General features: G+C 45.6%; 17 protein-coding genes. 15 read left to right on the top strand and 2 right to left on the bottom strand.

The features are described 5' to 3' along the window. The first annotated feature begins 78 nt into the window (after nucleotides 1-78). The 5 genes from L4C34_RS12940 to L4C34_RS12920 all read left to right on the top strand — a co-directional run bounded on the left by L4C34_RS12940 (nucleotide 79) and on the right by L4C34_RS12920 (nucleotide 3554). Nucleotides 79-693: a fumarylacetoacetate hydrolase family protein gene (locus L4C34_RS12940; RefSeq protein WP_428789763.1), complete on the top strand. Its 615-nt coding sequence runs from the start codon at nucleotides 79-81 to the stop codon at nucleotides 691-693. A gap of 68 nt (nucleotides 694-761) precedes the next feature. Then, nucleotides 762-1073: a putative quinol monooxygenase gene (locus L4C34_RS12935; protein ID WP_428789762.1), complete on the top strand. Its 312-nt coding sequence runs from the start codon at nucleotides 762-764 to the stop codon at nucleotides 1071-1073. Nucleotides 1074-1147: 74 nt separating this feature from the next. Then, on the top strand, nucleotides 1148-1873 hold the full coding sequence (locus L4C34_RS12930; protein ID WP_428789761.1) for a phytochelatin synthase family protein: 726 nt from the start codon (nucleotides 1148-1150) through the stop codon (nucleotides 1871-1873). A gap of 78 nt (nucleotides 1874-1951) precedes the next feature. Beyond that, nucleotides 1952-2746, top strand: coding sequence for a phosphotransferase family protein (locus tag L4C34_RS12925; protein WP_428789760.1), 795 nt, complete (start codon nucleotides 1952-1954; stop codon nucleotides 2744-2746). A 13-nt stretch (nucleotides 2747-2759) separates the two neighbouring features. Further along, a complete protein-coding gene (locus L4C34_RS12920) occupies nucleotides 2760-3554 on the top strand; it encodes a class I SAM-dependent methyltransferase (RefSeq protein WP_428789759.1) in 795 nt (264 codons plus the stop codon). 37 nt (nucleotides 3555-3591) lie between these two features. Here the strand turns inward: L4C34_RS12920 and L4C34_RS12915 are convergent, their stop codons facing one another. Next, nucleotides 3592-4284, bottom strand: coding sequence for a class I SAM-dependent methyltransferase (locus L4C34_RS12915; protein ID WP_428789758.1), 693 nt, complete (start codon nucleotides 4282-4284; stop codon nucleotides 3592-3594). Nucleotides 4285-4434: 150 nt separating this feature from the next. Here L4C34_RS12915 and L4C34_RS12910 point away from each other — a divergent pair, with 150 nt between their 5' ends. The 5 genes from L4C34_RS12910 (at nucleotide 4435) to L4C34_RS12890 (ending at nucleotide 9712) form a co-directional block, all read left to right on the top strand. Beyond that, nucleotides 4435-4929 (top strand): GNAT family N-acetyltransferase, encoded by a 495-nt coding sequence (locus tag L4C34_RS12910; protein ID WP_428789757.1) that lies wholly within the window; start codon nucleotides 4435-4437, stop codon nucleotides 4927-4929. 478 nt (nucleotides 4930-5407) lie between these two features. Beyond that, entirely contained in the window at nucleotides 5408-6523 is a 1116-nt protein-coding gene (gene coxB / locus L4C34_RS12905) for a cytochrome c oxidase subunit II (protein WP_428789842.1), read from the top strand. Continuing rightward, nucleotides 6523-8175: a cytochrome c oxidase subunit I gene (gene ctaD / locus L4C34_RS12900; RefSeq protein ID WP_428789756.1), complete on the top strand. Its 1653-nt coding sequence runs from the start codon at nucleotides 6523-6525 to the stop codon at nucleotides 8173-8175. Before coxB ends, ctaD begins: the two co-directional genes overlap by 1 nt. Before the next feature lie 11 nt (nucleotides 8176-8186). Further along, nucleotides 8187-8828 (top strand): cytochrome c oxidase assembly protein, encoded by a 642-nt coding sequence (locus L4C34_RS12895; protein ID WP_428789755.1) that lies wholly within the window; start codon nucleotides 8187-8189, stop codon nucleotides 8826-8828. Beyond that, complete coding sequence (locus tag L4C34_RS12890) at nucleotides 8825-9712, top strand: cytochrome c oxidase subunit 3 (RefSeq protein WP_428789754.1); 888 nt, start codon at nucleotides 8825-8827, stop codon at nucleotides 9710-9712. Before L4C34_RS12895 ends, L4C34_RS12890 begins: the two co-directional genes overlap by 4 nt. A gap of 60 nt (nucleotides 9713-9772) precedes the next feature. Here the strand turns inward: L4C34_RS12890 and L4C34_RS12885 are convergent, their stop codons facing one another. Next, nucleotides 9773-10000 (bottom strand): DUF2909 domain-containing protein, encoded by a 228-nt coding sequence (locus tag L4C34_RS12885; RefSeq protein ID WP_428789753.1) that lies wholly within the window; start codon nucleotides 9998-10000, stop codon nucleotides 9773-9775. A 43-nt stretch (nucleotides 10001-10043) separates the two neighbouring features. On the opposite strand from L4C34_RS12885, the gene L4C34_RS12880 reads away from it, so the two are divergent. From L4C34_RS12880 to L4C34_RS12860, 5 genes are all read left to right on the top strand, one after another. Beyond that, entirely contained in the window at nucleotides 10044-10769 is a 726-nt protein-coding gene (locus L4C34_RS12880) for an SURF1 family protein (protein WP_428789752.1), read from the top strand. Then, entirely contained in the window at nucleotides 10769-11314 is a 546-nt protein-coding gene (locus tag L4C34_RS12875) for a hypothetical protein (RefSeq protein ID WP_428789751.1), read from the top strand. Before L4C34_RS12880 ends, L4C34_RS12875 begins: the two co-directional genes overlap by 1 nt. Before the next feature lie 69 nt (nucleotides 11315-11383). After that, nucleotides 11384-12403 (top strand): COX15/CtaA family protein, encoded by a 1020-nt coding sequence (locus L4C34_RS12870; RefSeq protein WP_428789750.1) that lies wholly within the window; start codon nucleotides 11384-11386, stop codon nucleotides 12401-12403. Continuing rightward, nucleotides 12400-13305, top strand: coding sequence for a heme o synthase (gene cyoE / locus L4C34_RS12865; RefSeq protein WP_428789749.1), 906 nt, complete (start codon nucleotides 12400-12402; stop codon nucleotides 13303-13305). Before L4C34_RS12870 ends, cyoE begins: the two co-directional genes overlap by 4 nt. 23 nt (nucleotides 13306-13328) lie before the next feature. Further along, entirely contained in the window at nucleotides 13329-14081 is a 753-nt protein-coding gene (locus L4C34_RS12860; protein ID WP_428789748.1) for a substrate-binding periplasmic protein, read from the top strand. Nucleotides 14082-14101: the final 20 nt, after the last annotated feature.

The raw sequence follows: 14101 nt of genomic DNA, 5'->3' as shown, positions 1-14101 counted from the left end.
TAAAGGCAAACTAGTTCTGACTTTATATGAATTTATGATAGGGTAGGTGGCTGAATTTTAACCGTATAAGGTGATGTTATGCATTCTGTATTGGTTGAAGATAAAACCATCACACCGAGTAAAATCCTTTGTGTTGGACGCAATTATCTAGAACATATCCAAGAGTTGAACAATGCTGTCCCCGAAGAAATGGTCGTGTTCAATAAGCCCAATAGTGGTATCTCTGAGCGGCTGCTGAGCTACTCCGGGGAAAGGCTGCATTATGAAGCAGAGATCTGTTTTGTGGTGGAAGGCGGCACCTACAGTGCGGTGGGGGTGGGGCTCGATTTAACGAAGCGCCAGCTTCAATCCACGTTAAAATCGCAAGGTTTGCCATGGGAACGAGCCAAAGCCTTCGATGGTTCAGCCTTATTCAGTCGCTTTCTTCCTCTTCGCGATATCAATGTCGACACGCTACAAATCGAACTCCTGATTAACTGCGTGCGTGTACAGCGTGGCGACGTTGGGCAGATGATGTATTCACCGACAATGATCTTGCAAGAACTCCAGTCTTATACCAGTTTGCACGATGGCGATATCGTGATGACGGGAACGCCAAAGGGAGTGGGCGAAGTGCATCAGGGAGACATGTTTCTATGTCGGCTGATATCCGAAGGAGACATCTTGCTAGAAGTGGAATGGCAAGCTCAATAGTGTGTTAGTCACATAGTAAACACGCATAAGTACTACGTATAAATATTAATGGAGGAGGAAAGGAAACCATGATTACCGTAATGGTGGATCTGAAAGTAAAGGAATCACGCCTTACCGAGTTCAAACAGTTAGCCGCAGAGTTGACTGAAGAAACTCGAAACGTGCGTGATGGCTGTATCAGTTACTCGTTCGCACAAGATCCCAATAGCGAAACGGAATTCATATTATTTGAGCAATGGCGTGACCAAGCGTCTCTGGATACTCATATCCAGCATTTGTTTGCCAAGCTAGGTCCTGCGAGAGAAGGTAAACCACTCCCTAAAAAGCTGCTCGATTTCTATGAAAGTGCTGCGCCAAAACTTTATAACGCGATTGGGTGAGAACAAAAGCTCACCCAATCGCGCGTGTGACGAAAACTGCACGTGCGACGAAAAATGTAATAAAGGAATATTCTATGTTTAAACCATGGTTAAATTGTTTGGTTCTCGCTTCTTCATTGTTCGTACTTACTCCGGTTGTCTCTGCTCAGCCTCTGCCGCTTCCCGATAATTTGGTCGCAATCAATTCAAATCAAGGGGTTGAACTGTTTCAACAAAGCCAAGATAAGAGCGCTTTTTGGCAACTGATGCCCTATTTTGTCACCCAGAAAAACCTGACGTATTGCGCCGTCGCGAGCTCAGCTATGGTGCTCAATGCTCTGAAAGTGCCTGCGCCAATTTCACCGACGTATCAGCCTTACGATCTGGTGACGCAAAATAATTTCTTTACCCCTGCTGTCATGAAATATGTCACCCCTTCTCAAGTCAATATGCGAGGCGTCACGCTCGATGCTTTGGCCAAGGCGCTTTCAACGTTTGATGTTAAGGTCAGTAAAGAATACGGCAACCACATTAGCGAGGATAAGTTTCGCAATGTCGCCAAAGCCAATGTAAGCAGCAAGCACAGTTTTATGCTGGTTAACTTCTGCCGTAAATATTTAGGCGAGAAAGGCTGCGGGCACTTCTCACCTCTTGCCGCCTACAACAAGAGCAAAGACAGTTTTTTGATTATGGATGTGTCTCGCTATAAATACCCGCCAACTTGGGTGAAAACAGGCGACCTATACAAATCCATATCGACGGGATTGGACAGCGACAGCGGCAAGCACCGTGGCTTTCTGGTGATTTCCGCTAAATCGTAGCGATTAGACTTCGACACGATGCTAGCGTTGGCTGGCCTTGTCGAATCATCGGTTAGAGAAGAAACAAGCATAGGTTCTATGGGAAATTTAGCTCAAATGGGCGAAGCGAGCGTCTACCTAGGAAAGTATCGCGGAACGCCTTGTATTCACAAAACGAACGCGTCGGAATTGGAAGTGTATTTTTATCGCGTGGTTGCACCAGAGCTCCGCCAAGGCGGCGTTAACATTCCTATTTTATTTGAAAGCCAAAACCGTGCACTGTGTCTTGAGTATATTCCTCATAGCATCCCCTTATTTGAATTGAATCAATCTCAAGAGGCGTGCCGACAGCTAGCGGTTATTCACAATGCAGATCTCCCGCAAACGACCCTGACGAAAGCACATATTTGGACTGAGGCTCAAACTAGCCAAGCACTCTCCCGTCTGTCATTACCAAATGAATCGAATAAGATTGTGAAAACGATGTGCCGATTGGGGCAAATTTTATTTCGCTCATTGCCGAGATCTAGGCAGAACTTTATATCGGGTGATAGCAATTCAGGAAATTGGGGACGTCGGGACAATGGCGATCTCGTACTGTTTGATTGGGAACGTTTCGGGCAAGGCAGCCCAGCGATTGACCTTGCGCCTTTGGTCCAAGGGTTAGGGACCCACGCTACGTTTTCTGATATTGCGACGCGATATCTACGCAGCAATAGGTTTATTGATGACAATACCTTACTGCAACATCTTATTTTGGCCAAAGTATGGATAGCCATCGAAGTGGTGAACTTGTTAGTGGAAAGAGAGAATCCCAACACGGACAAATATATAGACTACTTTGATGAACACCTACCGAGATGGCTAGAGAAATATATTTATTATTTACAATAAGGAAAGCGAGGCGATGGAAGCATTAATGGCGCAATATGCAGGTGGTGATGAAGAAACACGCCTGACAAGGCAATACATAGCGAAAATGGAATTTGATACCACGATGCATGCGCTGAGCCCCTATTTGACGAAGGGGAGTAAGGTATGCGAATTGGGAGCGGCTACGGGGTGTTATTCGCTGACATTTGCCCAAATGGGCTGTGATGTAACGGCGGTGGAATTAGTTGCAGAGCAGGTGACGATGCTGAGAAACAAAGCTCGCGATTCAGGGCTGCAGGTCAATCTGTTCCACGGAAACGCTTGTGATATCCCTTTTGTTGAAGATGATAGCCAAGATTTATGCGTGATATTAGGGCCACTGTATCATTTGAAATCCATTGAACAGCGTGCGCAAGCGATAGCTGAAGCGAAACGAATACTCAAGCCTAATGGCACCTTGGCGGTTGCTTATATCTCAAGGTATTTTATCGCCGGAATGTTCGCCCAGCAGTTTCCTGAGTTGATCTCACCCAGCATGCTTTCTGAATTATTGGAGGTTGGCACGGTATCGGATGAGCTCGCCGAACAATTTTTTCAAGTGGGTTATTTTGCAACACCAACGGAAATGGAAGTGGAGCTGCTGAGTGCTGGCTTTGCCATTGAGCGCCATATGGCGACCGATGGTATTGGTCGCTATATCGCAGGGTCTGTTAATCGCTTTTCAACTGAGCAGTATCAAACGTGGCTCGACTATCACCTCAAAACGTGCGAAGAGCCTACTTTATTGGGCTCAAGCAATCATGGGCTGGTGATTGCTAAGCCACTGTAAACTTGTTCTTCTGCTCAGTTGATACTGGGCAGCGTGGCTACTTGCGAAGAATCAGATAGGAATAAGGTGCGACGGTATACTCATCGATATAGGTTTGCTTATCGTCTGTATGACCCAGTGGGGCGTGTCGTTCCATGGTGTGGAAGCCAATGTCTTCTGATTCTTTGATGAGGGTTTCAATTGACCAATATGAATCCTCGACCACTAAATCAATATTCTTAAGAAGAACTTTGAATCGCTCTCCTTCTTTTGTCGGAATATGGCCCATGCCTTTTACACTGGTGTAGCTGGCGGTGGCGATTGAGTGATTGCCATGAACGATGAACAGGAAGCCGTCTTTATCCAAAGAGTTGAAGCAGCGCGTTAGCTCTTTTCTCATGGCGTCGAGTGAATCAAAATGGAAAAACATCAAAAAAGAAAATATGGCATCGAAGTTTTCTTCTGGATATTGCTCGCTCGATAAATCATTGAGAAAGACAGGAACATCTGGAAACGCTTTTTGGGTGTTTTCTAAGGCCAGCTGATTGATATCGCAGCCCGTGATACTTTCACACATATCTTTGAGCACACCAATTGAACGACCACTTCCACAACCGAGATCGAGCGTGCGCTTCGGCTTCAATTTATGTTTGGTCAATAATAGCTCAACATCACGGTAGGCCAAGAAGCCTGTTCCAGAAACGGTACTTTTTGAATAGTCTTCAATTTCACTGTTAGTGAATTCAATCATAGCGGTTAGATATTTATAATACAGATTAGGCGCGTAAACCTATATTAGATCGTAAGGGCATGCAACCTGTGTGAAGTGTCGCATTAAGCCTATTTCATTGAACTGACGAAGTCGTTTCCACCTTTCATCAGACTACAAACGGAGAAGGATATGATTTCAACCGAGCGTTTGTTATTACGCCCATTTCGAACGCAAGATGAAGCAGAAATGATTGCGCTGCTGAATAATCCAGAGTTTATGGCGTATTCACCGAGTGGTGATATGGATAGGCATCAAGCTAAGCAAAGGTTTGATTCATTACTCACCGCCTTTGATGACTTTGGCATTGGTAAATTCGCCGTCGTAGAAGAGTCGTCAGGCGAGTTAATTGGCTATTGTGGCGTGGCGTATTTTGAATATGCTGGATGTAACAAGGTGGAGTTAGGTTATCGCCTCAAAACAACCGCTCGCGGAAAAGGTTATGCGCTAGAAGCCAGCCTCGCGACTTTAAGCGACGCAAAACAGCGTGGCTATGAACGAGTAATGGCGTTGTCTGAACCTAGCAATGTGGTCTCGCAGCATATTCTGAGAAAGCTGGGATTTACTCCCCTTGAGATAGGGAAATATCAAGGCATGGCGGTTCAATATTTTGAAAAAGTCATGTAACTCTGCTCGAAATGTATCCTTGTTCATAATGTAACACCGTTCACTATGTAATATTGTCCGAATAGGTGAATCAGAGAGCAGCGAACGCTGTGTTAATTATCCCCGATGAGCTCGGCTTTTCGCGGAGTATTACCCCCCTCTATTTTCCATTTTTATCCCGTCTAACTATTGCCCACTTTCCCCTGAAAATCGTTGTCACTTTCTTGCCATTTATTGATTTAACCATCAGAAATGAATATAAAAAAAAATTGTATTGGTACTTTCTTGAACAATCCAGATCCGTTAACTAACGTTGATTTACATGTTGTGAAGAATTTGCGCTAAGTGTTCGGTTTTCGAAGTAATTTTTGAGAAGTAACGCCGATTTCTCGTTTAGCGCGATAGATGACGATTGCCAGGCTGGCGAATTGAGAATCAGGGTAGAGGAGAACGTCTTTTGATTAGGGCAATGAGTAAGCGTGAGTTGCATGGCAGCTTAATGTTCTTGGCTATCGCGTCCCCTGCTGTCTCAGCAGAACAAACATTCAATATGACCAAGGGCGTCACCGGTATCAGCAGCGAAGTCTACGACTTGCATATGCTGATTTTTTGGATTTGTGTGGTGATTGCTGTGGTTGTATTCGGCGCGATGTTTTACTCCATCATCAACCACAGAAAGTCTAAAGGTGCCGTCGCCGCACACTTCCATGAAAGCACCAAAGTCGAAGTGATTTGGACCATTATTCCCATCATTATTTTGGTGGCGATGGCCATTCCAGCAACGAAAACGCTGGTGGCCATGGAAGATACATCCAAACCTGATCTCACGGTGGTTATTACTGGTTCTCAATGGAAATGGCATTACAGCTATTTTGGTGAGGATGTTGAATTCTTCAGCTTACTTTCCACAAGCGCCAAGCAAATCGAAGGCGATGAGCCCAAAGGAGAGCATTATCTTCTTGAAGTCGATAACCCGCTGGTGTTGCCAATTAACCGCAAAGTGCGCTTTTTAATGACTTCTGATGATGTGATTCACTCTTGGTGGGTGCCTGATTTTGCAGTCAAGAAAGACACCATTCCGGGTTTCATTAATGAAGCATGGACCAAGATAGATAAGCCGGGTATCTATCGCGGCCAATGTGCTGAATTGTGTGGTCGTGCTCATGGCTTTATGCCTGTCGTGGTGCATGCGATGGAAGAAACGGAATACGAACAATGGTTAGCGGATAAAAAAATAGAGATGGCTGAAGCGCGTAAAGCGGCCGATGCGGCGCTGGCAAATAACTTAAGCAAAGATGAGCTGATGGGAATTGGTGAACAGGTGTATATCGATCGCTGCGCAGTGTGTCACCAATTAAATGGTTTAGGGGTGCCCGGTGCATTCCCTGCGATAAAAGGCAGTGAGATTGCGACCGGAGATGCCACCCGTCATTTGAACATTATTTTAAACGGTAAGAACGGAACGGCTATGCAAGCGTTCGCCAATCAATTGAGTGAGCAAGAGATCGCGGCAGTAGCAACCTATCAGCGCAACGCATGGGGCAATGATGTGGGAGATATCATCCAAGCTGCAGAGGTGAATGCATTGAAATCGCAAGGAGCGGAGGAGCAATAATGAAGCTGTCTAATGAACAAAAAATCAAATCTGCTCCAGTAGAAGACATCGCATCAGGGGGAGCAAACTCGACGATCGCGATTGATGATGATCACGGACACGACGATCATCACGCGCCGTCTGGAATCGGGCGTTGGATCTATTCGACTAACCATAAAGATATCGGCACGCTTTACCTATGGTTCAGTTTTATTATGTTCCTCACCGGTGGTGCGATGGCGATGGTGATCCGCGCCGAGCTTTTCCAGCCAGGGTTACAGTTAGTTGATCCTGAGTTTTTCAATCAAATGACCACAGTGCATGGTTTGGTTATGGTATTTGGTGCGGTGATGCCCGCTTTTACTGGGCTAGCCAACTGGATGATCCCTATGATGATCGGCGCGCCAGATATGGCACTGCCTCGTTTGAATAACCTCAGTTTCTGGATTCTTCCATTTGCATTTTTGATTTTGCTTGCGTCTTTATTTACTGAAGGTGGTGGGCCTAACTTTGGTTGGACCTTCTATGCGCCGCTTTCGACTACTTATGGTCCAGACAGCACTGCACTGTTTGTCTTCTCTGTGCATATTATGGGGATCAGTTCGATCATGGGGGCCATCAATGTGATCGTGACGATCTTCAATATGCGCGCTCCGGGAATGACATGGTTTAAATTGCCGATGTTTGTTTGGACATGGCTTATAACAGCATTTCTTCTGATTGCTGTTATGCCAGTGTTGGCGGGGGCGGTCACCATGGTATTAACCGATAAATATTTTGGTACCAGCTTCTTTGATGCTGCGGGGGGCGGCGATCCTGTGATGTTCCAACATATCTTCTGGTTCTTTGGCCACCCAGAAGTGTACATCATGATTTTACCTTCATTCGGTATTGTTTCGGCGATAATTCCAACCTTTAGCGGCAAAAAGCTGTTTGGTTACCATTCCATGGTGTATGCGACGTGCAGTATCGCACTGTTGTCGTTTGTAGTTTGGGCGCACCATATGTTCACCACTGGGATGCCAGTGTTTGCCGAATTATTTTTCATGTACTGCACCATGCTGATAGCAGTTCCGACAGGGGTAAAAGTGTTTAACTGGGTCGCGACTATGTGGCGAGGCGCATTAACGTTTGAAACCCCTATGCTGTTTGCCATTGCCTTCATTATCTTGTTCACCATAGGCGGCCTTTCTGGTTTGATGCTGGCAATAGTGCCCGCTGATTTCCAATATCATGATACCTACTTTGTTGTGGCCCACTTCCACTATGTCTTAGTAACAGGGGCGGTATTCTCGATCATGGCCGCAGCGTATTATTGGCTACCTAAATGGACGGGTCATATGTATGACCAGAAGTTGAGCCTATGGCATTTTTGGACGTCAATTATCTCGGTGAATGTATTGTTCTTCCCAATGCACTTCTTGGGCCTTGCTGGGATGCCACGAAGAATTCCAGATTACGCTATCCAGTTCGCCGATGTGAACCAAATCGTTTCTATTGGTGGTTTTGCCTTTGGTTTGTCTCAGCTTATTTTCCTTTGGTTGGTGATCAAATGCATCAAGGGTGGGGAAAAAGCAGAAGCGAAATCTTGGGAGAGGGCGGAAGGACTGGAATGGACAGTGGCAAGTCCGGCTCCCCATCATACGTTCTCCACGCCACCAAAAATTGATTAGGGTGAGTTGAGATGGAAGAGGCCAGCCGCGATCACAGTGATAACCATAGTCGTAATCCAAGCAACCGCAGGTTAGTGGTTAAGCTACTTTGTGCTGTGGTCGCTATGTTTGGTTTCGGGTTTGCGCTGGTCCCCTTGTACGACGTTATGTGCGATGCGTTAGGTATTAATGGGAAAACCAGTTCAATATCGGCGATTCAGCCTCAGGGAATGGTGGCTGATACGTCAAGAGTCATTCGGATTGAATTGATGTCGCATATTAGCCCGGGAATGCCGTGGAATTTTAAACCACAAAAAACGGTGTTAGAAGTACACCCCGGGCAAGTGACGAGAACGGCCTATGTCGCTAAGAACCTCGCCAATTACGACCTCATTGGTCAAGCCGTGCCATCGGTATCACCAGGCTTAGGGGCGAGCTATTTTAACAAGATTGAATGCTTTTGTTTTAATCAGCAACCGCTGGCCGCGCAACAAACCGCAGAAATGCCTCTTATCTTTTATATAGAGCCAGATATTCCAGAATCTATCCATACTCTGACTCTTTCCTATACCTTGTTTAACATGACCAACAAAGTACAACGCAGTAACACGTTGGCTCAGGATCAAGCCTCCATAGATTTGGAGAAAAGCTCATTGCAAGGAGCGAAATTATGAGTGCAAAACATCAACGCTATTATGTTCCCGCGCAAAGTAGTTGGCCCATTGTTGGAGCCATTGCCTTGTTCATGGTAGCGGTAGGGGCGGGTTTAACCGTACAACATTTACATGAAGAAGGTGGGGGGGGCGGTACTGTTGGCAAGATAGTGCTATTTACCGGCTTTGCCGTGTTGCTCTATATGCTTGCTGGCTGGTTCCGTAATGTGATTACGGAGTCTATGTCGGGGTATTATTCTGAGCAGATTTCCCGTTCATTTCGCCAAGGAATGAGTTGGTTTATTTTTTCTGAAGTGATGTTTTTCGGCGCTTTTTTTGGGGCACTATTCTATGCGCGCTTGATAGCTGTGCCATGGCTCGGTGGAGATTCCAACAATGCGATGACCAACGAATTGTTGTGGCCCACGTTTGATGCGGTGTGGCCGTTATTGCAAACTCCGAATGGTGAACTGACCCAAGCCATGCCATGGCAAGGGATTCCGTTGCAAAACACCATTATTTTGGTGCTTTCGTCAATTACCCTGCACTTTGCTCACGTAAGCCTTGAAAAAAATCGCCGAATGGCACTGATCGTTTGGTTAGAGATTACCATTATTTTGGCTGGTTTCTTCCTTTACTATCAAGCATATGAGTATATGCATGCCTACCAGGAATTAGGGTTAACCCTGCAGTCTGGTGTTTATGGAAATACCTTCTTTTTATTGACTGGTTTTCATGGGTTGCACGTCTGTTTAGGTACGATTTTTTTGATTGTTTTACTCGCGAGGGTAGCGCATGACCATTTTACGGCGAAAGAGCATTTTGCCTTCCAAGCGGGAAGCTGGTATTGGCACTTTGTTGATGTGGTGTGGTTATGTTTGTTTGTGTTTGTGTACGTGTTGTAGCGATCGCAAACCTAGAGTCGCCTCCCACGGAATGAGGAGGCGAGATATAAAAGTAGTTGGCTAGTAGGGCCTAGTATTAGGCTCAAGCCAGCCGCCCATTAGGGCAATAATTAGCATTAATATCACCAACGCCGACAGCATCACTCGTCGGCCAAGGTAATGGCTCATTGATTTGTTTTGGTTTTGATCATCCGATGGCTCTTTCACCATTTGAACGAGTGCTCGGGCAAGGTTGAATATGATGAAAAGTAGCATTAATACTAGCGCAAACTTAAATAACATGACCATCTCGACACCTCTAATAATGTTATTGAAAATAAAGAGCTTTTGGTTGTGCTTCGTATTAACTGTGGCTGCATTTACCTTGCTGGTCAACTTAGGAGCGTGGCAGCTGTCGCGAGGTGAAGAAAAACGTCAATTGGAATTGCAACTGGAGACAAATAAAAGCAATGAGAGTGTGAGTTTCTCTCAATTTTTGCAATCTCACTCAGAGTCAAATCAACCTATTTATACCGGTATTAAGGCTTACGTCGAAGCGATTCCCGTACCTGGTATGCGTTTCTTACTTGATAACCAAACCTTTCGCGGCAAAGTTGGTTACTTAGCCTACCAACTATTTGTTGATAGCTTGGAACAACATTTTTTATTCGAGTTAGGGTTTGTGCCTGCAACGAATAGTCGTCAGACCTTGCCGAACGTAGATTGGTTAGAGAAGCCCGTCAGTGTTAACGGAAGAGTGTACCAACGATCCCTAAATCCATTGAGCTCTGACATTGGGATGGAAGAAGGGGCGGTGATACGACTGCAGAACCCTAATATTGCTCAGCTCTCAGAAAGGTTGGGCATCAATATTTCGCCATTCATGTTTCAGCCGCAGGTAGAGCCTTGGCCGTATCCTCAGCCTTGGAAACCTCTACCCATGAAATCCAGTAAACATTTTGGTTATGCTTTTCAGTGGTTTGCGATGTCATTCGCGTTGTTCATGTTGACTAGCGGGCTTATTTATCGATTTTGGAAAACACATTATTACCTCGGTAAACCCGACAAGGAGCTGTAATGAAACCGATTCTACGTGGGCGAATCATTTTAGTGAGTTTAATTTTGTTGTTTGCTTTGCCGGTGGTGATTGCGAAGGCCATTTTGAGTAACCAATGGTACCAGTCTGGTGTGACCAATAGCGGTACGTTGATTGAGCCGCTAGCAAGTTTTGAATCGATGGGGGTTGATAACCCACTGTATAAGCAATCTTGGCAACTGGGGTATTTGGTGCCGAAGTCTTGCGATCAATTTTGCGTTCAGCAGCTGCATTTACTTGGCCAAAGTCACCTAGCTTTGGGTAAATATCAAGCGCGAGTGGCGCCCGTATTGATGCTTGCACCAGATAGCGATCCAAACGTACAAGCACGCTACGATTTTCAATCGATTAAGGTCAATGAAGAGTTTGAGAAAAGGATTCATGGATTTGAGTTTGTGATCGTGGACCCTCTAGGCCAGCTGGTGATGCGCTATCCAAAGGTGTCGTCTGAAAAAGGATTGGTGGTGCAGTCGAAAGGTTTATTGGCCGATCTCAGAAAATTGCTGAAGTTATCACGAGTGGGCTAGGGGATGATCGTTAAATGAGCATAGTTTAAAGCTTGATGTTCCAAAACCATACATAGCTAAGGAGAGCGTATGAAGTTGCAGGTATTGGTAAAGCTGAGTTTAGTGTTCACGCTGGTAGTGATTATGCTAGGTGCATATACACGGCTGGCTGATGCAGGATTAGGTTGCCCTGATTGGCCTGGATGCTATGGGCAGCTGACAGTGCCGACGGACAGTAAAGATGTGCTGCAAGCTCAGCTGCTTTACCCTGAGCTGACAGTAGAGGCGGACAAAGCTTGGCCGGAAATGGTGCATCGCTACTTTGCTGGAACGTTAGGTTTACTTGTTATGGGCATTGCGTTTATTTGTATTCGTGAACAAAAAGCGCCAACAGCGTTTGCTGTTGGGTTAGTGGTATTGATTGTCTTTCAGGCTTTGTTAGGGATGTGGACGGTGACACTGAAACTGATGCCCGTAGTGGTTATGGCCCATTTACTCGGTGGCTTTATGTTACTCTGCTGCCTGTTTATTCTTCAATGGCGTTTGTCAGAAAATCAGTCCTTATCCCCCCCTCTCGTTCGAGCCACTCGTCCTATGGCGTTGTTAGCAATGGCGACTTTGTTGGTCGTGCTCGGACAAATATTATTGGGTGGATGGACGTCATCCAATTATGCAGCGCTTATGTGCAGTAGCTTGCCAATTTGTGAAGGAGATTGGATTAACCAACTCGATGTCGCTAACGCATTTACTATGGTTCAGACAGGCCACGACAGCTATGAATTTGGCGTACTGGACTACCAAGCTCGAATGACGATTCATGTTGCTCATAGAATAGGGGCGATTGTCACCACCTTTATTGTGGGTCTACTTGCGTTAAGGTGCTGGTTGAGTGGGCAACCGAGATTGAGAATGGCTAGTCGAAACTGTCTGATAGTACTTTTGGTTCAGTTAGCGCTTGGAGTCAGTAATGTGCTGCTTTCATTACCCATTGCAGTTGCGGTGGCGCACAACTTGGGCGCGGCGATTTTGTTGGTGACTGTGCTACACGCCAATTATATATTGTGGCAGCCTTCACGTGTCATGGCTTTGAACAAGGAGAACGTATCATGAAGTCCTCTATGGCGATTGAACGAAGCGAAGCGCTAAGTCGTTCACCTTGGCAAGTTTACTACACATTAACCAAGCCTAAAGTGGTCGCACTAATGTTACTGACGGCTTTGGTTGGCATGTGCCTTGCGCTTCCCGGAGCCTTGCCTATTCAACAAACTTTGGTTGGTCTGGTCGGAATTGGTCTGATGGCTGGTGCAGCAGCAGCGTATAACCACCTGATTGACCAAAAAATTGACGCAGTAATGAGGCGCACGTTCAATCGACCGTTACCCTCTGGAGATATTCGGCCAGTAAACGTATTTCTGTTTGCTACTTTACTGGGGTCGGCAGGGTTTGCAGCACTCTATTTATGGGTTAATGCGTTAACTGCTTGGCTAACATTTGCCAGTTTGGTCGGCTATGCCGTGGTATATACCTTGTATCTAAAGCGCGCGACGCCACAAAACATTGTGATAGCGGGGCTCGCCGGCGCAATGCCACCTTTACTTGGGTGGTGCGCAGTGACGGGAGAGTTGCATGCTCACGCTTGGCTGCTGGTGATGATAATTTTTGTATGGACGCCTCCTCACTTCTGGGCTTTGGCTGTCCACCGCAAAAATGATTACGCCAAAGCTGATATTCCTATGCTGTCGGTTACGCATGGTATCGAATACACCAAAACCTCCATTTTGCTCTATACCTTATTATTGCTGGTAGTCTGCTTATTACCCGTGATAGTCGGGATGACAGGTGTGGTGTACGGGATAATGTCTGTTGCTTTGAATCTTGGGTTTATCTATTCGGCATGGCAATTGAAGTTCCACCAAACGGAACGCTCAGCTATGGAGACATTTAAATACTCCATCTACCACCTGATGCTGTTGTTTATATCTTTGCTAGTCGATCATTATCTGAGTATGTAACCGATAAATTTTTGGGAGCGGATGTGGTCATTAGAATCTTGGTTTTATTTCTCTTAACTTGTAGCTTGTTTGCATCCGCTACGGAGTTGGTTATTTATGGTAATCAAAATAAGCCGCCGAAAATCTATTTGGAAAATAGCGATGCAAAGGGAATATTGGTCGATATACTTGCGCAGGTTGAAGATGAAACAGGGGAGCGCTTTGATATCAAACTTTATCCGTGGGCTAGGGCGTATAACTACGCTAAACACGCGCAGGGCGGGATAGTTGGCTTGTCGAAAACAAAGGAGAGGTTGGATATTTTTGATTATTCGGATGCTGTTTATTACGACGAAATAATCTTGGTCGTTAGGGCTGGAGAAGAATTCAATTTCAACTCGATTAACGATCTCGGTGGAAAAACGATCGGTATTGGCCGAGCTGGTAGTTATGGCGACGAGTATGAAACAGCTAAAAATGACAAGTTGTTTCAAGTCGAGGAAGACTCCGACCCAGTATTTAGGCTCAAAAAGCTTCTACACTCTCGCATTGACGTAGCTTTGATAGGTCCCGGTCTAGTGGGCTTCAATTCAGTTGTGAATCAGGACCCTGAGTTGCAATCCAGAAAGCATGAATTTTATGTCATAGCGACTCCATTTAAGCGCGATGCGAACTTTTTAGGCTTTCATAAATCCCTTGTGAAAAAAGCCTTTCTACAAAAATTCAATCAGGCGCTAAAGAAAGCAGAGGATCATGGAGAGATCGATAAAATTATCGGTCGTTATGTAAAGCAGTAACACACTCATCATAGTTTGAA

The sequence above is a fragment of the Vibrio profundum genome, from assembly GCF_050337555.1.
GTDB lineage: Bacteria > Pseudomonadota > Gammaproteobacteria > Enterobacterales > Vibrionaceae > Vibrio > Vibrio profundum.
This window is presented reverse-complemented; position numbering and strand designations above follow the sequence as displayed.